Origin of the sequence: Pseudomonas flavocrustae, assembly GCF_029872515.1 — a bacterium.
Classification (GTDB): Bacteria; Pseudomonadota; Gammaproteobacteria; order Pseudomonadales; family Pseudomonadaceae; genus Chryseomonas; species Chryseomonas aestiva.
The window spans coordinates 255,535-272,373 of sequence record NZ_JAPDIQ010000005.1; the positions used below are offsets into that span (position 1 = coordinate 255,535).

General features: G+C 68.0%; 18 protein-coding genes. 5 read left to right on the top strand and 13 right to left on the bottom strand.

Going from position 1 to position 16,839, the window contains the following annotated elements:
• Positions 1–2 precede the first annotated feature (2 nt).
• Complete coding sequence (locus OMP44_RS13505; protein WP_187981258.1) at positions 3–1,049, bottom strand: alpha/beta fold hydrolase; 1,047 nt, start codon at positions 1,047–1,049, stop codon at positions 3–5.
• 359 nt (positions 1,050–1,408) lie between these two features.
• On the opposite strand from OMP44_RS13505, the gene OMP44_RS13510 reads away from it, so the two are divergent.
• Positions 1,409–1,660 (top strand): hypothetical protein, encoded by a 252-nt coding sequence (locus OMP44_RS13510; RefSeq protein WP_133861391.1) that lies wholly within the window; start codon positions 1,409–1,411, stop codon positions 1,658–1,660.
• A gap of 178 nt (positions 1,661–1,838) precedes the next feature.
• Here the strand turns inward: OMP44_RS13510 and OMP44_RS13515 are convergent, their stop codons facing one another.
• From OMP44_RS13515 to OMP44_RS13545, 7 genes are all read right to left on the bottom strand, one after another.
• Positions 1,839–2,669, bottom strand: a complete 831-nt coding sequence (locus tag OMP44_RS13515) for a glucose 1-dehydrogenase (RefSeq protein ID WP_280308860.1) — start codon at positions 2,667–2,669, stop codon at positions 1,839–1,841.
• 69 nt (positions 2,670–2,738) lie between these two features.
• Positions 2,739–3,218, bottom strand: a complete 480-nt coding sequence (locus OMP44_RS13520; RefSeq protein ID WP_187980311.1) for a hypothetical protein — start codon at positions 3,216–3,218, stop codon at positions 2,739–2,741.
• A 124-nt stretch (positions 3,219–3,342) separates the two neighbouring features.
• Positions 3,343–4,464: a hypothetical protein gene (locus OMP44_RS13525; RefSeq protein WP_187980310.1), complete on the bottom strand. Its 1,122-nt coding sequence runs from the start codon at positions 4,462–4,464 to the stop codon at positions 3,343–3,345.
• Positions 4,465–4,723: 259 nt separating this feature from the next.
• A complete protein-coding gene (locus OMP44_RS13530; protein WP_187980309.1) occupies positions 4,724–6,160 on the bottom strand; it encodes an NAD(P)(+) transhydrogenase (Re/Si-specific) subunit beta in 1,437 nt (478 codons plus the stop codon).
• A 1-nt stretch (position 6,161) separates the two neighbouring features.
• On the bottom strand, positions 6,162–6,476 hold the full coding sequence (locus OMP44_RS13535) for an NAD(P) transhydrogenase subunit alpha part 2 (RefSeq protein ID WP_133861386.1): 315 nt from the start codon (positions 6,474–6,476) through the stop codon (positions 6,162–6,164).
• Between the two features lie 35 nt (positions 6,477–6,511).
• Positions 6,512–7,630 (bottom strand): Re/Si-specific NAD(P)(+) transhydrogenase subunit alpha, encoded by a 1,119-nt coding sequence (locus OMP44_RS13540; RefSeq protein ID WP_133861385.1) that lies wholly within the window; start codon positions 7,628–7,630, stop codon positions 6,512–6,514.
• 123 nt (positions 7,631–7,753) lie between these two features.
• Complete coding sequence (locus OMP44_RS13545) at positions 7,754–8,626, bottom strand: alpha/beta hydrolase family protein (RefSeq protein ID WP_133861384.1); 873 nt, start codon at positions 8,624–8,626, stop codon at positions 7,754–7,756.
• A gap of 73 nt (positions 8,627–8,699) precedes the next feature.
• Here OMP44_RS13545 and OMP44_RS13550 point away from each other — a divergent pair, with 73 nt between their 5' ends.
• Positions 8,700–9,263, top strand: a complete 564-nt coding sequence (locus OMP44_RS13550; protein WP_280308863.1) for a TetR/AcrR family transcriptional regulator — start codon at positions 8,700–8,702, stop codon at positions 9,261–9,263.
• 60 nt (positions 9,264–9,323) lie between these two features.
• Positions 9,324–9,461 carry a hypothetical protein gene (locus tag OMP44_RS13555; RefSeq protein ID WP_166655913.1) on the top strand — a complete coding sequence of 46 codons (138 nt, stop codon included), beginning with the start codon at positions 9,324–9,326 and terminating at the stop codon, positions 9,459–9,461.
• 511 nt (positions 9,462–9,972) lie between these two features.
• On the opposite strand, the gene OMP44_RS13560 is transcribed toward OMP44_RS13555, so the two are convergent.
• The 5 genes from OMP44_RS13560 to OMP44_RS13580 form a co-directional block, all read right to left on the bottom strand.
• Complete coding sequence (locus OMP44_RS13560) at positions 9,973–10,749, bottom strand: L-fucose dehydrogenase (protein ID WP_133861382.1); 777 nt, start codon at positions 10,747–10,749, stop codon at positions 9,973–9,975.
• A complete protein-coding gene (locus tag OMP44_RS13565; protein WP_280308868.1) occupies positions 10,746–11,606 on the bottom strand; it encodes an amidohydrolase family protein in 861 nt (286 codons plus the stop codon). The genes OMP44_RS13560 and OMP44_RS13565 overlap by 4 nt, the downstream gene beginning before the upstream one ends.
• Entirely contained in the window at positions 11,603–12,895 is a 1,293-nt protein-coding gene (locus tag OMP44_RS13570) for an L-fuconate dehydratase (RefSeq protein ID WP_187980304.1), read from the bottom strand. The genes OMP44_RS13565 and OMP44_RS13570 overlap by 4 nt, the downstream gene beginning before the upstream one ends.
• A gap of 106 nt (positions 12,896–13,001) precedes the next feature.
• Positions 13,002–13,850 carry an ureidoglycolate lyase gene (locus tag OMP44_RS13575; RefSeq protein ID WP_108582447.1) on the bottom strand — a complete coding sequence of 283 codons (849 nt, stop codon included), beginning with the start codon at positions 13,848–13,850 and terminating at the stop codon, positions 13,002–13,004.
• Between the two features lie 43 nt (positions 13,851–13,893).
• A complete protein-coding gene (locus OMP44_RS13580) occupies positions 13,894–14,634 on the bottom strand; it encodes an SDR family oxidoreductase (protein WP_133861378.1) in 741 nt (246 codons plus the stop codon).
• Between the two features lie 151 nt (positions 14,635–14,785).
• Here OMP44_RS13580 and OMP44_RS13585 point away from each other — a divergent pair, with 151 nt between their 5' ends.
• Together OMP44_RS13585 and OMP44_RS13590 are read left to right on the top strand one after the other, a co-directional pair.
• Entirely contained in the window at positions 14,786–15,550 is a 765-nt protein-coding gene (locus tag OMP44_RS13585) for a FadR/GntR family transcriptional regulator (protein ID WP_280308874.1), read from the top strand.
• A 456-nt stretch (positions 15,551–16,006) separates the two neighbouring features.
• The gene (locus tag OMP44_RS13590) at positions 16,007–16,837 is read left to right on the top strand and encodes a PhzF family phenazine biosynthesis protein (protein WP_187980301.1); all 831 of its coding nucleotides are present in this window, start codon (positions 16,007–16,009) and stop codon (positions 16,835–16,837) included.
• Positions 16,838–16,839 lie beyond the last annotated feature (2 nt).

A 16,839-nucleotide genomic window follows, 5' to 3' on the forward strand; every position in this document is an offset into this window, starting at 1 on the left:
GCCTAGCGCCCGGCAGGGACGCTGGGCAGCTTAGCGACGAATTGCGCCAGCTCCGCCGCATAGAGCCTGGCCAGCCCGGTGGTACCGTGCCCGCGCGTGTCGGCGCTGCCCGGAATCAGCAGATAGCGGGCACTCGGCACCTGCTTGAGCGCTGCCTGCATGAGGCCGGTTTCCGGTGGATTGCGCTCGTCATCCGCGGCGTTGATGGCCAGCACCGGCACCTTGATCTTGGCCAGCCCCGGCTCGGCGTTGTAGTCGGCCGAGGACTCCCACTGGTAGATGAAGTCATTGGCGTCGACGGCCACCGAGGCCGCCAGGCGCTTGTCGACCAGCGCATCCGCCTGGGCATGGGTGCCGGCGATCTCCTGGTAGTTCAGGGTGCCGCCACTGGTGGCGAATTCGAACATCGTCTTGGCCAGGCGCAGGGACGGCGGCTGGGACTGGTAATTGCCCTGGTTCCAGGCCGGGTCCTGCCTGATGGACTCCACCAGCATGCGCCTCATGATCCAGTTGCGGCCGGCCATCTCCGTCGGCTGCGCCGCCATGGGCACCAGGCCATCGGCGAAGCCGGGGTGCAGGCCGCCCCACAGCCAGGTCTGCATGCCCCCCATCGAATTGCCGATGATCAGCCGCAGGTGCTCTATCCCCAGCCCCTGGGTCAGCAGCAGGTAGTGCGCCTGCACCATGTCGGCATAGTTGTAATGGGGAAAGGCGGCGCGCAGGCCATCCGACGGCTTGGTCGAGCTACCGGTGCCGATCGCATCCGGAATCACGATAAAAAACTTGCTCGCATCCAGCGGCTGGCCCGGACCGAACAACTGACCGCCGACATCCTTGCTCAGCATCGCCGCCGCCTGCTGGCCGGTGCCGTGCAGCACCAGGACCACGGGATTGCCGCGCTTGCCCAGCGTCAGGTAGTGCAGGCGGAAGTCGTCGAGGGTTTGACCGGTATGGAAGGTGAAGCGCGGCACCACGAAGTCGCCTTCGACCGGCTTGGGTGGCTCGTCCGCCTTGACGCCCAGGGTGGTCAGCAGCAGCAGGAAGGTCATGGCCGAGTACAGGGTGGCCGTGGCGCGTCGCACGGTGCGAATGCTGTTCATTGAGGCCTTTCCGTTTCTTATTAAAATAATGATGAATCGAAAGGTATAAGTCCTAACGGCGCCGCTGACAACTCAGTCGCCCGGCCACCGCGGCAGTCGTCCCGCCGCAGCCAGGCACTCTCTCGTCTCCGCCGCTGAGTCGGTGCGCTGAGGGTCAGGTGCGCGCCCGTTGTGAAACGGCGCTGTGCAGGGCGGGGCGGGTAAGGGCTCCCGTCAGCCCTGACCGACGTTGGCGAGCGAAGCGCTGGAACACGGGCGCCAGCGGTCGAGTCGTAAGGAGCAATACCACCTGGAGAACCCTTGGCTCTATGCAAGCTCTTCGTAGTCAACTGGCGGCGCTGGACCCTCCCATCAAGCACGAAATCCAATCCCAGGGTGACAACCTGCTGATCACCCTCATCGACCCCGCCCGGCCGGCGCGGGTGTCGCGTACCCTCAACCAAGCCCTGGTGCGCAACACGGCGCTGCTCTACGAGGTGATCCGCGACGCCATCAACGAATTGCGCGCCGGCGGCAGCCTCCCGGACATCACCGCGGCAGACATCTATCCGGATAGCTAGCGACCTGCGCGATCCTTCTACCTGGCAGCCGGCCTAGGGCCTGCCGCAGGTGGCTGCTCACGGATGGCCACGGCGGACTGCTGGCGATGGATATCGACATCGCCAGTACGGACCTCTGGCCGCCGCCGCGAGGACCTGGCCGGACAGCCTGGCGCCCAATGGCGGCTGAGCGTCAAGGTCAGGGAGGAGTGGGCGAGGGCGCTTCCGCCGTCGCGGGCGTCACCGCCGAACCGGCCAGCAGGCCGCCGTCCAGATTCAGCTCGCTGCCGGTCATGTAGGCGGCTTCGTCCGACGCCAGCAGCAGCGCGACGGCCGCCACCTCCTCGGGGCGGCCAAAGCGCCGCAGCGGCGTGTCTCGCACCAGCGCCGCCATGCGCGCCGCGCGGTCCGGGCCATCGCCCAGCATGGGCTCCCACATGGGCGTGAGGATGGCGGCGGGATGGATGGAATTGCAGCGGATAGCCAGGCCCTGCTCCGCGCAATAGAGCGCTACCGTCTTGCTGTGATTGCGCACGGCCGCCTTGGACGAGGCATAGGCCGCCGCGCCGGGGATGCCTACCAGCCCGGAGCGCGACGAAATATTGATGATGGACCCGGCGCCTGCCTGCCGCATGGCACGGATGCCGTATTTGCAGCCGAGAAAGACGCCATCGAGATTGGTGCGATGCACCGCATGCCAGTCTTCGAGACTGGCGTGTTCCGGGTCGTGGGCCACCATGCCCTGTTCGAAGCCGGTGATCCCCGCGTTGTTCACCAGCACATCCAGCCGGCCGCGCTCATCGAGGATCTGCCGCGTGATCTGCTGCCAGTCGGCTTCCAGGCGCACGTCCAGGGGCAGGTAGCAGGCACCGTCCCCCAGCTCGGCGGCGACGGCGCGGCCAAGGTCAGCGTTGAGGTCGGTGATATAGACGAAGGCGCCTTCCGCCGCGAAGGCCCGGGCGATGGCGGCGCCTATGCCCTGGGCCGCGCCAGTGACCAGCGCGGTCTTGTCCTTGAGTTTGGCTGCCATGCGAGTGCGCCCTCCAGATCGTGACTAGCCTCCGAGGGTAGCCCAGGTGGTTCGGTCAGGGGACCAGCATCACGCCCGGGCGCTGACCCCGCTGGTGGTTTCGCCGGCCTTCTTCAGGGCTTCGGTGTAGGCAGCATAGGCGGTCGTCAGGGCCTCGCTGGCGGCAGCGACATTGGCCTGGGCGGCCTCGCGCGCGGCCTGGCTGGCCTCGTCAGCCTTGCCTTCGCCCTTGCTCCGGGCCTCCACCGCGCGCAACTGCTTCTGCGCCAGCTCCAGTTGCCGCTTGGCCATGTCGATGGCTTTCTGCAGGCTATCCAGGGTCTTGTTGCCGGTGCTGCCTTTCTCGCTGGCAGGGGCGGCGTCGGCTTCGGCCTGGTCCTTGATCTGGTTCAGCGGATTGGGCTTGCCGATGCCCTTGGACTTCTTGGCTTGCTCCACCTTGGCCGCCTCGTCCTCGGCGGTGGGCTTGGCAGTCGCGCCACCCAGCCTGAGCGTGGGCGCGCGCAAGATGCCGTGGCCAATGCCATTCACCGACAGCGTGCTGGACATCGCGGACTCCTTGAAAGGTACATCTCAAGGGTAGCGGCCGCCTGGGGCAAAGATTGAGCGAGCGGGGCGGCAGCAACCTCAGCCGCCGCCGGAGCGCGCGGGGGCTGGCCCCGCTGATCTCTGACTACTGGCTGATGACGGCGTGGTTGGAAAAGCCGCTCTGGGTGATGTTGATGGCATTGCCGGCGGTGTTCTGGGTCAGGTCGGCGGTGTGCTGGAAGCCGCTCTGGCTGGCGGTGATGCGGGAGGCGTCGCCGGTGACGTAGGCCGTTACCCCAAGGCCGTTGCCCTGCTGATCCACCTTCAGTTGGCCGTCGTTGCCGAGGTAATAGGCATTGATGCCATTGCCGTCGCCAGTGGACGCGAGGTCCAGCTGATTGCCCTCGCCCGAGACGGTGGCAGAGGCGCCATTGCCGTTACCGGTCTGCGCCAGGGTCAGGGTGCTGCCCACGCCATAGACATTGACATCGGCGCGGTTGAGATCGCCGCGCTGGGCGATGTCGACGCTGCTGGGGCGCGAGTAGCCGCTGGAGTGCCGGACCCGGGCATCGTTGCCGTTGCCTTCCTGCACCACCTTGGAATCCACCCGCTCGCCGGCCTGCTTGAGGCCGACATAGTTGTCATTGCCGCGCTGCTCGATGAGCGTTTTGGAGTCCTCGCCGTTCTGGCTCACCCAGACCCCGTTGCGCAGGCCGAAACTGGTCACCTGCAGGTCCTGGCGGTCACCATGCTGCGCCAGGTCGAGCTTGCCGTCGAGGCCATCCTGCCGCACCGTCAGGGTGTTCTGGCCTGCGGCGTAGCTGTCCTGCTCGATATCTATGCGGTGATAGCCGCCGTCCTGATGGACAGAGGTGTCCTGCCGCAAACCACTCTGCCGCACCACCGTCTCGTTACCACTGCCCGGCCCCTGATCGACCTGCACCCGGTCATAGCCGCCATCGCGCTGCTCGATATCCACCAGGCGCTGCGAGCCCCACGCCTGGTTGATCTCGACAGCGCTCTTGCCATTGGTCTGCAGCACCCGCACGCGGTCATCGGCATCGTTCTGCTGGGTGACCTGGGCATTGAGAAAACTGCCGCGCTGCTGGATATCCGCCTGGTTGCGCGCCGACAGCTCGCTGCCCTGGTTCAGGTTCACCACGTTGAAGCCGCCGTTCTGCTGGACGTTGGCCGTATTGGACGCGGCCCAGGCGGCACCGGTGTTGGCTAGCAGCAACGCGACCAGGAGGGAGCGGGAGGTTGGCATGGGGACGGTCCTTGTGAGGGCTGGGAGAGCCCGGAGCGTGAGCGTTCGATTGGGGGGTAGGGGATAGGTGAGGCGCTGAGAAATAATCTGATTAGTAAGGCTGAAGGCGCAATCGGTCGAAGGAGCGATGCTGATCCTTGCTTGAATAGCCTTGCGTTGAGTGCGTAAGCCTAAAGACTTCGAGAGAGAAACGTATGTCTTATGGGGTGCCAACGAACAGCTCCTCGCGACCACTCAGGCGGTCGCGAGGAGCCACGGCTTAATCCACCGCCTTGACCATCTCCTCGATGACCTTCTTGGCATCGCCAAAGACCATCAGGGTCTTGTCCAGGTAGAAGAGTTCGTTGTCCAGGCCCGCGTAGCCGCTGGCCATGGACCTCTTGTTGACGATGATCGTCTTGGCCTTGAAGGCTTCGAGGATGGGCATGCCGGCGATGGGGGAGGTGGGGTCGTTCTTGGCGGCCGGGTTGACCACGTCGTTGGCGCCGAGCACCAGCACCACGTCGGCCTGGCCGAATTCGGAGTTGATGTCGTCCATCTCGAACACTTGGTCGTAGGGCACCTCGGCCTCGGCCAGCAGCACGTTCATATGGCCGGGCATGCGGCCGGCCACCGGGTGGATGGCGTATTTCACCGTCACGCCGTTATGGACCAGCTTTTCGGTCAGCTCCTTGAGCGCGTGCTGGGCGCGGGCGACGGCCAGGCCGTAGCCGGGGACGATGATGACGCTGTCGGCGTTGCCGAGCAGGAAGGCGGCGTCGTCCGCCGAGCCGGCTTTGACCGGGCGCTGCTCGCCGCTGCCATTGCTGGCCGCGGCTTCCGTCGCGCCGCCGAAGCCGCCGAGGATGACGTTGAAGAAGGAGCGGTTCATCGCCTTGCACATGATGTAGGAGAGGATGGCGCCGCTCGATCCCACCAGCGAGCCGGCGATGATCAGCATGGAGTTGTTGAGCGAGAAGCCGATGCCGGCGGCGGCCCAGCCGGAGTAGCTGTTGAGCATGGAGACCACCACCGGCATGTCGGCGCCGCCGATGGGGATGATGATCAGCACGCCGATGATGAAGGCCAGGGCCACCAGCACGGCGAAGGCGCCAAGGTTGCCGCTGAAGGTGAAGACCAGGCCCAGGGCAAGGATGGCCAGGCCGATCACCAGGTTGAGCGGGTGCTGGCCGGCGAAGCGCACCGGGGCGCCCTGGAACAGGCGGAACTTGTATTTGCCGGAGAGCTTGCCGAAGGCGATCACCGAACCGGAGAAGGTGATGGCGCCGATGGCCGCGCCGAGGAACAGCTCCAGGCGGTTGCCGCTGGGGATCGCTTGGCCGAAGGTGGCGACGATGCCCAGGGACTGCGGCTCGACCACCGCGGCGATGGCGATGAACACCGCGGCCAGGCCGATCATGCTGTGCATGAAGGCGACCAGCTCGGGCATCTTGGTCATTTCCACGCGCTTGGCCATGTAGGCGCCGGCGCTGCCGCCCACCAGCAGGCCGACGATGACGTAGCCGATGCCCTGTACTGCCAGCTCGCTGCCGAGCTTGTGGATCAGCGCCAGGGTGGTGAGCACGGCGAGGGTCATGCCGGCCATGCCGAAGGCGTTGCCGCGGCGCGAGGTGGTGGGGTGGGAAAGGCCCTTGAGCGCCTGGATGAAGCACACCGAGGCGACGAGGTAGAGCAGGGTGATGAGGTTCATGCTCATGTCAGCGCTGCTCCGCCGGGGCCTTGGGGGCCTTCTTCTTGAACATCTCCAGCATGCGGCGGGTGACTAGGAAGCCGCCGAAGACGTTGACCGCCGCCAGGGCCACGGCCAGGGTGCCCATGGTCTTGCCCAGCGGGGTGACGGTGAGGGCCGCGGCGAGCATGGCGCCGACGATGACGATGGCGGAGATGGCGTTGGTCACCGCCATCAGCGGGGTGTGCAGCGCGGGGGTGACGTTCCAGACCACGTGGTAGCCGACATAGATGGCCAGCACGAAGATGATCAGGTTGTAGAGGCCGTCGGAAATCAGGTCCATAGGGGCAGTCCTTGTGAGGGGCGGAGAGCGGGCGCTCAGGCGTTCTTGCGGCGCAATTCGCCGCCGTGGCACATCAGGCAGGCGGCGACGATGTCGTCGGCCAGGTCGAGGTGGAAGGCCCCGTCCTTGAGCACCAGCTTGAGAAAGTCCAGCAGGTTGCGGGCATAGAGCGCCGAGGCGTCCGCCGGGACGCGCGCCGCCAGGTTGCCGTAGCCGACCAGGGTGACGCCGTGCCTGACCACCACCTGGTCCAGCTCGGTCAGCGGGCAGTTGCCGCCCTGGCTGGCGGCCAGGTCGACGACCACCGAGCCAGGCTTCATCTCGGCCACGGTGGCTTCGTGCAGCAGGGTGGGGGCGCGGCGACCGGGGATCAGCGCGGTGGTGATGACGATGTCGGCCTGCCTGGCGCGCTCGTGCACGGCCTTGGCCTGGCGCTCCATCCAGGTGGCCGGCATGGGCCGCGCATAGCCGCCGACGCCTTCGGCGCACTGGCGTTCTTCCTCGGTCTCGAAGGGCACGTCGACGAACTTGGCGCCGAGGGACTCGATCTGCTCCTTGACCGCCGGACGCACGTCCGAGGCCTCGATCACCGCGCCGAGGCGCTTGGCGGTGGCGATGGCCTGCAGGCCGGCCACCCCGGCGCCAAGGATCAGCACCCGCGCGGCCTTCACCGTGCCGGCGGCGGTCATCAGCATGGGCATGAAGCGCGGATAGTGGTCGGCGGCCAGCATCACCGCCTTGTAGCCGGCGATGTTGGCCTGGGAGGAGAGCACGTCCAGGCTCTGGGCGCGGGAGGTGCGCGGCGCCGCTTCCAGGGCGAAGGCGGTGAGGCCGCGGCCGTTGAGCTGGTCCAGGGTCTCCTGGGCGAAGGGGTTGAGCATGCCGATCAGCACGGCGCCGGGCTTCATCAGCGCCAGCTCGGCGGCATCGGGCGCCGCCACCTTGAGCACCAGGTCGGCGCCCAGCGCCGCGGCGGCATCGCCGAGCTGGGCACCGCTGGCGGCATAGGCCGCGTCGGGCACGCTGGCGCGCTCGCCAGCACCCCGTTGCACCACCACCTGGTGGCCCTGGCCGATCAGTTTCTTGAGGGTTTCGGGGGTCGCGGCCACGCGCGTTTCCCCCGCACCGGTTTCCATCGGGATGCCGATCAGCACGGGTGTTTCTCCTTGTTATTCGTGCCGCCACAATGGGACCTGGGGCAGCGGGATGACTGTCCGGAAACGACGGAGAGCTTTTGGAAAAGCGACAGGCACGCCCTGGGGCGGCCTGTTCGGGGCTCAGTTCACGCCCGGTGCCCGGGGCAGGGCGGCGAACCAGTCCAGGGCGCGGTCCCAGAGTGGCTCGGCGCTGGCGCGGAAATAACCCATGTGGCCGATGGCGCCGCCGTGCTGGCGGGGGTCAAGGTCTTCGCGCTGCAGGTCGACGTTGCGATAGGCCTGCATGAAGGCGTCGCGCGAGCGCGGGGTGGCCCAGAGATCGTCCAGGGCATTGACCGCGACGATGGGGGTGCGCACCGCCGCGTAGCCGGCTTCGATGCCCTGCATGGCCGGGTCGTCGAAGAAGTAGTGGGGATAGCTGCACCAGTGACGCCACTGGCGATAGACGTCGCGGGGCAGGTCTTCGCCCAGGCCCAGGGCGCTCCAGGGGCAATAGCCCTTCCACCAGGTCAGCACCGGCAGCACCAGTTTCCACATGGTCAGCACCTTGAGTCTTTCCAGCGGCGGCATGTAGCCGTACCAGCCGGCGCTGGTGCCGAAGACATAGAAGCCGGCGACCTTGGCGTGGTTGGGCAGGAGGCCGAAGGCATGGCCGCCATAGGAGTGGCCGACCAGGTAGAGGGGGACGTCGCCCTGGGCCATGGCGTCCACCGCGGCGGCGAGGTCCTGGCGCGCCCAGTCCAGCAGGTCCATGCGAAAGCCCTTGAGCGAGGCCGGCGCCGAACGGCCGACACCGCGATAGTCCAGGGTCAGGGTCTCGAAACCGCGGGCCGCGGCGTGCTGGGCGAAACGCCGATAGAAGCCCTGGGGCACGGCGGTGGCGCCGGCGACGATCAGCCGTCCCTGCAGCGGCCCCAGGGCGGGATAGCGACTGGTGCTGAGGCGATAACCGTCCGCGGTGATCAAATCCTCGACGAGGGCGTCGCTGGGCATGGGGTGGTCCCTATGACAGTTGTTATAATGGCTGGACGGTAGGTTATGACGACTGTCATAGCAAGGAGAATGGATGACCGAGCAGTCGACGGTACGGGAACGGGTAGTGGTGGCGGCGTCGGCCATGCTGGCGCAGCACGGCCTCAATGCCACCAGCATCCGCGAGACCATCAAGCGCGCCGAGGCGCCGCTGGGGTCCACCTATCATCACTTTCCCGGCGGCAAGCACCAGCTGGTGGTGGAAGCGGTGGAGCTGGCCGGCGCCCAGGTCAGTCGCGATCTGGAGCGGCAGCTGCAGGCCGGGGCGTTGGCGGGGATCCAGAGCTTTTTACGGCTCTGGCGCGACATCCTGCTGGACTCGGATTTTCGCGTCGGCTGCCCGGTGATGGCGGTGGCGGTGGAAGAACCGGTGGACGAGATCGCCCAGCGCGAACTGGATGCGGCGGCGGGCATCTATCGCCGCTGGGAGGCGCGCTTGCAGGTGGCGCTGGTCGAGCACGGCCATACAGAGCAAGCGGCCACGGGGCTGGCCACGCTGCTGGTGGCGGCGGTGCAGGGAGTGATCCCGCTGTGCCGGGCCCAGCGCAGCATCGACCCCTTCGACCGGGTGGCCGAACGTCTGGTGGCGCTGGTCTAGCGGGAACGCCACCAGGGCTGGTGGACTCCACCGAGGGCACTTCTTTTATTGGAGTACCTCATGAATCCCGAACCCGCGGACGACCAGCAGACCCCCCACGACTACGACGAATACGGCGACGTGCCGGATTCGGCGAACACCACCACCACCGAGGAGCGCGAAGACCAGGACGACAGTCCCTTGAGTCCGAAGCGTTAGCGAGTTGGGTGCCCGGCGGGTGGACAAGGCTGCGCCGTTGTCCACGCTACAGGTGCCTCGCTGCGGTCCTCTTCGTTGGGCTTCGCTGTGCTCAGCGCCAACCTCCAGTGGATGGGTAGCGTGGAAAACCGTGCAGCGTTTTCCACGTACGGATGATCCTGCCACTGACACCGATGCCACCCCCTCTCCTCCGGGAGAGGGTTGGGGTGAGGGTGGTCACGGCAGCAGGCCTGCACCTTAGCGGCGGTTTCGGTGCCCGGCGGGTGGACAAGGCTGCGCCGTTGTCCACGCTACAGGTGCCTTGCCGTGGTCCTCTTCGTTGGGCTTCGCTGTGCTCAGCGCCAACCTACGTCGAGCGCGCGGCTTCTTCACGCGCCGATGATCTCGGCTAACGCCGAACCTGAACACGATCCGCTGAACCGCCCCCTCTCCCTCTGGGAGAGGGTTGGGGTGAGGGCGCCTGCCCCTTGTTGGGCTTCGCTGCGCTCAGCGCCAACCTACGGCCATGTCTTCACGTCAACGCCCGATCCAGATGCAGGTAGCCGCCGTCCACGCTTAGCCACTGGCCGGTGGTATGGCTGGAGCGTGGCGACAGCAGAAAGGCCACGGTGTCGGCGATCTCCTCCGGGGTGGTCATGCGGCGGCCGAGGGGAATGCGCGCGGTGATGGCGGCAAGCTTGGCGGCGGGGTCGGGAAAGCCCTGCAGCCAGCGTTCGTAGAGCGGGGTCATCACCTCGGCGGGGATCACCGCGTTGACGCGGATGCCGTCGTCCAGCAGCGAGGCAGCCCATTCCCGGGTCAGCGCCAGCACGCCGCCCTTGGCCGCGGTGTAGCCGCTGGTGTCGCCCTGGCCGGAAAGGGCGGTCTTGGAGGCGATGTTGACGATGGCGCCGGTGCTGGCGCGCAGCGCCGGCAGGCAGAGGTGCGCCAGATGGTAGTAGTGCACCAGGTTGCGTTCCAGGGAGGCGACGAAGGCGGCGCGACCGGCGCTGAGACTCACGCCATCGTTGACCCCGGCGTTGTTGACCAAGCCATCGATGCGCCCATAGGCATCCTGCACCGCGGCCACGGTTCGCTCGCAGGCGGCTTCGTCGCACAGCTCCACGGTGACGGCCCGCGCCCTGGGCTGACATTCGGCCAGTTGCGCGGCGAAGTCGGCCGCCAGCGGCTCGCGGGCGAGGATCACCGGGATGGCGCCTTCGGCGGCCAGGGCCAGGGAGATGGCGGCGCCGATGCCGGAGCCGCCGCCGCTGACCAGGAACACCTTGTCGGTCAGCTGCAGATTCATGCCACCTTCTCCCGGGGCTGGGTGCCGAGGCCATAGAGGCGGGCCGCGTTGCCGCCAAAGACCGCTTCGCGCTCACTGGGCGTGAGATCCAGCAGCGCCTGTTCGGCCAGGTCGACCACCTCGGCGTAACTGGCGGCCAGGGTGCAGACCGGCCAGTCGGAGCCGAACAGCAGCCGCTCCGGCCCGAAGGCCTCCAGGGCGATGCGCGCATAGGGCAGCAACTGCTCCGCCTGCCAGCCGTGCCAGTCGGCCTCGGTGACCAGCCCGGACAGCTTGCAGTGCACATGGGGCAGCCGCGCCAGGGGCGCCAGCAGGCGGGCGTAATCGGCAGGCGCCACCCGGCCCGGCGGCTTGCCCAGGTGGTCCAGCACCAGCACGCCATGGTCGTGGCGCGCGGCGAAGGCGGTGGCGGCGGGCAGGGTCTCGGCGTGGATCAGCAGTTCATAGAGATAGCCATGCCGCTGCAGGGTGGCGACGCCCTGGTTGGCGGCGGCATCGGCCAGCCAGGCGCCGGGATCGGCCTCGTCCTGCACCGGATGGCGAAAACCGCGCAGGTGACGACTGCCCTGGCGACGTTCCAGGCGCGCCACCAGGTCGGCGGCGCGCAGATCGGTCCAGCCGACCACCGCCTGCACCCAGGGCGTCCGGGCGGCGAGGTCGAGCAGAAAGTCCGTCTCTTCTTCCAGGGTGCGCGCCTGGACGGCGACGCAGCCGTCGAAACCGGCGCGCTGCAGGTGCGGTTGCAGATCGGCGGGCAGGTGGTCCCTTTGCAGGCCGGCCATGCGCCCGTCGATCCAGGCGAATTCGGCCGGCCGATAACGCCAGAAATGCTGGTGGGCATCCAGGCGCGGGCTCATGACGGCTGCTCCCCGGCATGGCGATATCGCGCCCGGGAGGCGGCCTTGATGGCGATGGAGAACCCCGGCGCCTGGGGTGCCAGGTAGGCGGCGCCGCGCACCCGGCAGGGGTCCTCGAAGTGTTCGTGGAGGTGGTCGACGTATTCCACCACCCGGCCCTCATGGGTGCCGGCGACGCAGAGGTAGTCGATCATCGCCAGGTGCTGCACGTATTCGCAGAGGCCCACGCCGCCGGCATGGGGACAGACCGGCAGGTCGTACTTGGCGGCCATCAGCTGTACCGCCAGCACCTCGTTAAGGCCGCCCAGGCGGCAGGCGTCGAGCTGCACCACGTCCAGACCGCCGCGCATGATGAATTGCTTGAAGAGGATGCGGTTCTGGCACATCTCGCCGGTGGCCACCTTGACCGGCGCCACCGCCTCGCGGATGGCGCGATGGCCTTCCACGTCGTCGGGGCTGGTGGGCTCCTCGATGAACCAGGGCTTGGCGAACGCCAGTTCGCGCACCCAGTCGATGGCCTCGCCGACTTCCCACACCTGGTTGGCGTCGATCATCAGGTGGCGCTCGGGGCCGATCACCTCGCGGGCGATGCGCACCCGGCGGATGTCGTCGGCGAGGTCGCGACCGACCTTGAGCTTGATGTGGGAGAAGCCGGCGTCGATGGCCTCCTGGCAGAGGCGGCGCAGCTTGTCGTCGGGATAGCCGAGCCAGCCGGCCGAGGTGGTGTAGCAGGGATAGCCCTCGGCTTCGAGGCGCTGCAGCCGCTCGGCCTTGCCCTCGGCGCGCTGGCGCAGCAGGGCCAGGGCCTCTTCGGGAGTGATGCAGTCGGTGAGATAGCGGAAGTCGATGCAGCGCACCAGCTCCTCGGGGCTCATCTCCGCTACCAGGCGCCAGACCGGCTTGCCCACGGCGCGCGCCCAGAGGTCCCAGGCGGCGTTGACCACCGCGCCGGTGGCCAGGTGGATGGCACCCTTGTCCGGGCCGATCCAGCGCAGCTGGCTGTCGCCGGTGATATGGCGCCAGAAGCGGCCCGGATCTTCCTGGATCCACTCCAGGGTCAGGCCGCGCACCCGCGGCTCCAGGGCGCGCAGGGCGGCGCAGCAGATCTCGTTGCCGCGGCCGATGGTGAAGGTGAGACCGTGGCCTTCCAGTCCCGGCTGGTCGGTCTGCAGGATGACGTAGGCGGCGGAGTAGTCCGGATCGGGGTTCATGGCATCGGAGCCATCCAGCGCCTGGCTGGTGGGGAAGCGGATGTCTTCGATCTGCAGGCCGGTAATTGTTGTTGGCATGGCGCTGTCCTCGAGGGGATTTCGCGGGCTGAGCGAGCCCGGCCCCGTGCCCGCTCGATGAAAGCGGGCACGGGGAGGCTGATAGGCAGGGATGGGGCTGTCGGGTCTAGTCGGCGGCGACGGTGCGCTGGTGCTGCTCGCCCAGGCCCTGAATGCCCAGGCGCATTTCCTGGCCGGGCTTGAGGTACACCGACTGCGGCTTGACGCCCATGCCCACGCCCGGCGGGGTGCCGGTGGAGATGACGTCACCCGGTTGCAGGCTCATGCAGCGGCTGAGGTAGGCGATGATCTGGGCCACCGTGAAGATCATGGTGCGGGTGTTGCCGTTCTGGTAGCGGTGGCCGTCCACCTCCAGCCAGAGATCGAGATTTTGCGGATCGGCCACCTCGTCGGCGGTGACCAGCCAGGGGCCGAGCGGGCCGAAGGTGTCGAAGCCCTTGCCCTTGTCCCAGGTGCCGCCGCGTTCGAGTTGCCACTCGCGCTCGGAGACGTCGTTGACCACGCAATAGCCGGCCACATGGTCCAGGGCATTGGCCTCGTCGATGTAGCGTCCGGCCTTGCCGATCACCACGCCCAGCTCCACTTCCCAGTCGGTCTTGGTCGAGTCGCGGGGGATCTGCACCGCGTCGTTGGGACCGCAGATGGCGCTGGTCCACTTGTTGAACACCACCGGTTCCTTGGGTACGTCCAGGCCGGATTCGGCGGCGTGGTCGGCGTAGTTGAGACCGATGCAGATGAACTTGCCGACCCGACCCACGCAGGGGCCCAGGCGCGGGGTGCCGTCCACCAGCGGCAGACTGTTTGGGTCCAGCTGGCGCAAGCGGGCCAGGGACTCGGCGCCGAGCGCTTCGCCGGCGAGGTCGGCCACCTGGCCGGAGAGATCGCGAAGCCGGCCCTGGGCATCCAGCAGACCGGGTTTTTCCTGGCCCTGGGGGCCGTAGCGCAAGAGTTTCATCGGAGCTCCTATGAGGGGAAAAGGGTGCGGACGAAAAACGGCGTCAGACGCTCCAGCCACCATCGATCACCTGGGCGGTCCCGGTGACGAAGGCGGCGGCGTCGGAGGCAAGATACAGGGCGAGGGCGGCGATCTCCTCCGGCCGACCGACGCGACCCATCGGCTGGCGGGCGGCGAAGGCGGCCTGCACCTCGGCTTCGCTGCGGCCTTCGCGGGCGGCCTGGTCGGCGATGCGCTGGTGCAGCGAGGGGGAATCCACGGTGCCGGGGCAGATGGCGTTGCAGCGGATGCCCTGGCCGACGTAGTCGGCGGCCACCGACTTGGTCAGGCCGATCACCGCCGCCTTGCTGGCGCCATAGGCGCAGCGATTGGCCACGCCCTTGAGGCTGGAGGCGATCGAGGCCATGTTGATGATGCAGCCGCCGCCCTGGGCCAGCATGCCGGGCAGCACGGCGCGGATCATCCGGTACATGGCGGTGGCATTGAGTTCGAAGGAGAAGCGCCAGGCCTCTTCGTCGCAATCGAGGATGCTGCCGGCGTGGACATAGCCGGCGCAGTTGAACAGCACGTCGAAGCTACCCAGCTCGGCGACCAGGGCGGTCACGGCGGCCGCGTCGGTGACGTCGAGCACCCGGGTCTGCAGCCCTTCGAGGCTGTCCAGGGCGGCGGCATTGATGTCGGTGGCGATGACCTCGGCACCGGCGCGATGGAAGGCGAGGGCGGTGGCCCGGCCGATCCCCTGGCCGGCGGCGGTAACCAGGACGCGTTTGCCTGCGTGACTCATGTGGAGACCTCTTGGCTGCTTATTGTTGTGAGGTGCCCGACCGCCAGCGGTCAATGGTCAGGCCATTGGTCCTATTGTTTAGACCCTGCTAGGCTCTCAGGCAAGGATTTTTTCGCGGCAGACTGCGCGAGCTGCATGAGACGAGACCGCCATGCCCCTTCAGGTGATTGAAAAACCACGGCTTTACCGGCAGATCGCCGACCAGTTGCGCGCCCTTATCGACGGCGGCGAATACCCGCCGGGCAGTTGCCTGCCCGCCGAGCGCGAACTGGCCAAGCAACTGGGGGTGAGTCGCGCCTCGGTGCGCGAGGCGCTGATCGCCCTGGAGGTGATCGGCCTGGTGGACGTGCGCGTCGGCGACGGTGTGCGAGTCTGCGCCCCCAGCGCCCCGCCGCCACCGGACACCCCGGTACTGGAGCTGGCCGGGCGCGGCCAGTGGGCGGAGATGGATCCGGAGCTGAGCCTGGCGCTGGATCTGGACGCCGAGATCCCGCCCTTCGCCCTGCTGCAGGCGCGCCGCCTGGTGGAACCGGAAGCCGCCGCCCTGGCCGCCCGGCACGCCAGCGCAAGCGAACTGGCCGGCATCCGCGCTGCCTATGGTCGCAACGTCGAGGACAACCGCCTGGGCTCCACCACCCATCCCGGCGACCGGCTGTTCCATATCCGCATCGCCCAGGCCAGCGGTAACTCGGCCTATGCCCTGCTGCTGCGCCATCTGCTCGGCCATCGCTACGGCAGCATGTTCCAGCTCCTGCAGCGCCGCTACACCCCGGAAGACATGCCCGACCGCTCCCAGCAGGAGCACCTCGCCATCCTCGACGCCCTGGAAGCCCACGACCCCGACGCCGCCCGCCAGGCCATGGCCGCGCACCTGGATGCGGTAACCCGAATTTTCGGGCGACCAGCGGTGGAGTGAGGGACTGCCCTTTCCTTCGGGGTGAGGGCGGACGCCCCTGTTGGGCTTCGCTGCGCTCAGCGCCAACCTACGGGTGACCGGTGATTCGTGCGCGGCGCCGCCCTGCGCTCGGAACCGCCCCCTCTCCCTCGGGGAGAGGGCTGGGGTGAGGGCGGGTGGTCCGACCGTTGGGCTTCGCTGCGCTCAGCGCCAACCTACGGGTGACCCGTGATTCGTGCGCGGCGCCACCCTGCGCTCGGAACCGCCCCCCCCTCCCTCGGGGAGAGGGCTGGGGTGAGGGCAAGCCCCGCGTCGATGCCGTAGGGCAACACCGTAGAGTGGAAAACCGCGCAGCGTTTTCCACGCGAATCCCACGCGCAACACCCTTCTGTACGGCCCCTTGGCCACCTGGCTGTGGCTGTTCCTAGCGCCTGCCGACCGCGGACAATCGGCTCTTTGCCCCAGGAGTCCGCCGTCATGTCCCTCGTCTTTCATCAGGTCGATGTCTTCGCCCAGCGCCCCCTGGAGGGCAATGCTCTGGCGGTGGTCTGTGGCGCCGATGGGCTTTCCACCGCGCAGATGGCCGCCCTGGCGCGCTGGACCAACCTGTCGGAGACCACCTTTCTCCTCGAACCCACCGATCCCGCGGCGGACTACCGGGTGCGCATCTTCACCCCGCAGCGCGAGCTGCCCTTCGCCGGTCATCCGACCCTGGGTAGCTGCCATGTCTGGTTGCGTGAAGGCGGACGACCCAAGGGCGGCGAGGTGATCCAGGAATGCGGCGCCGGCCTGGTGGCGATCCGTGCCGCCGGAGAGGAACTGGCCTTTGCCGCGCCGCCGCTGGTGCGAGGCGGCGCGGTGGAGCCCGAGGTCCTGGCACGCATCGCCCGCGGCACCGGTCTTTCGCCGGAACGCATCCAGGCCAGCCAGTGGGCCGACAACGGTCCCGGCTGGGTCGCGGTGCTCCTGGAGAGTCGTGAGGACTTGCTGGCGATCCGCCCGGACTATGCCGCCCTGGAAGGCCTCAACGTCGGCCTGATCGCCCCCTGGACGGGCAGCGATGCCGAGGCGCAATTCGAGGTGCGCGCCCTGATGGGCGAGGAATTCGCCGAAGATCCGGTCACCGGTAGCCTCAACGCCAGCCTGGCGCAGTGGCTGATCCCGGCGGGCCTGGCGCCGGAGCGCTATCTGGCCAGCCAGGGCACGGCGCTGGGCCGGCGCGGCCGGGTACGGGTAGCCCGTATCGCCGACCGCATCTGGGTGGGGGGCGCGGTGCAGGACTGCATCCGCGGCACCCTTAGCCTCTAGGC

What these genes read in the sequence shown, in the direction of transcription:
- OMP44_RS13505 (WP_187981258.1), bottom strand. Translation starts at nt 1,049, where the DNA reads ATGACCTTCCTGCTGCTGCTGACCACCCTGGGCGTCAAGGCGGACGAG.
- OMP44_RS13510 (WP_133861391.1), top strand. Translation starts at nt 1,409, where the DNA reads ATGCAAGCTCTTCGTAGTCAACTGGCGGCGCTGGACCCTCCCATCAAG.
- OMP44_RS13515 (WP_280308860.1), bottom strand. Translation starts at nt 2,669, where the DNA reads ATGGCAGCCAAACTCAAGGACAAGACCGCGCTGGTCACTGGCGCGGCC.
- OMP44_RS13520 (WP_187980311.1), bottom strand. Translation starts at nt 3,218, where the DNA reads ATGTCCAGCACGCTGTCGGTGAATGGCATTGGCCACGGCATCTTGCGC.
- OMP44_RS13525 (WP_187980310.1), bottom strand. Translation starts at nt 4,464, where the DNA reads ATGCCAACCTCCCGCTCCCTCCTGGTCGCGTTGCTGCTAGCCAACACC.
- OMP44_RS13530 (WP_187980309.1), bottom strand. Translation starts at nt 6,160, where the DNA reads ATGAGCATGAACCTCATCACCCTGCTCTACCTCGTCGCCTCGGTGTGC.
- OMP44_RS13535 (WP_133861386.1), bottom strand. Translation starts at nt 6,476, where the DNA reads ATGGACCTGATTTCCGACGGCCTCTACAACCTGATCATCTTCGTGCTG.
- OMP44_RS13545 (WP_133861384.1), bottom strand. Translation starts at nt 8,626, where the DNA reads ATGCCCAGCGACGCCCTCGTCGAGGATTTGATCACCGCGGACGGTTAT.
- OMP44_RS13550 (WP_280308863.1), top strand. Translation starts at nt 8,700, where the DNA reads ATGACCGAGCAGTCGACGGTACGGGAACGGGTAGTGGTGGCGGCGTCG.
- OMP44_RS13555 (WP_166655913.1), top strand. Translation starts at nt 9,324, where the DNA reads ATGAATCCCGAACCCGCGGACGACCAGCAGACCCCCCACGACTACGAC.
- OMP44_RS13560 (WP_133861382.1), bottom strand. Translation starts at nt 10,749, where the DNA reads ATGAATCTGCAGCTGACCGACAAGGTGTTCCTGGTCAGCGGCGGCGGC.
- OMP44_RS13565 (WP_280308868.1), bottom strand. Translation starts at nt 11,606, where the DNA reads ATGAGCCCGCGCCTGGATGCCCACCAGCATTTCTGGCGTTATCGGCCG.
- OMP44_RS13570 (WP_187980304.1), bottom strand. Translation starts at nt 12,895, where the DNA reads ATGCCAACAACAATTACCGGCCTGCAGATCGAAGACATCCGCTTCCCC.
- OMP44_RS13575 (WP_108582447.1), bottom strand. Translation starts at nt 13,850, where the DNA reads ATGAAACTCTTGCGCTACGGCCCCCAGGGCCAGGAAAAACCCGGTCTG.
- OMP44_RS13580 (WP_133861378.1), bottom strand. Translation starts at nt 14,634, where the DNA reads ATGAGTCACGCAGGCAAACGCGTCCTGGTTACCGCCGCCGGCCAGGGG.
- OMP44_RS13585 (WP_280308874.1), top strand. Translation starts at nt 14,786, where the DNA reads ATGCCCCTTCAGGTGATTGAAAAACCACGGCTTTACCGGCAGATCGCC.
- OMP44_RS13590 (WP_187980301.1), top strand. Translation starts at nt 16,007, where the DNA reads ATGTCCCTCGTCTTTCATCAGGTCGATGTCTTCGCCCAGCGCCCCCTG.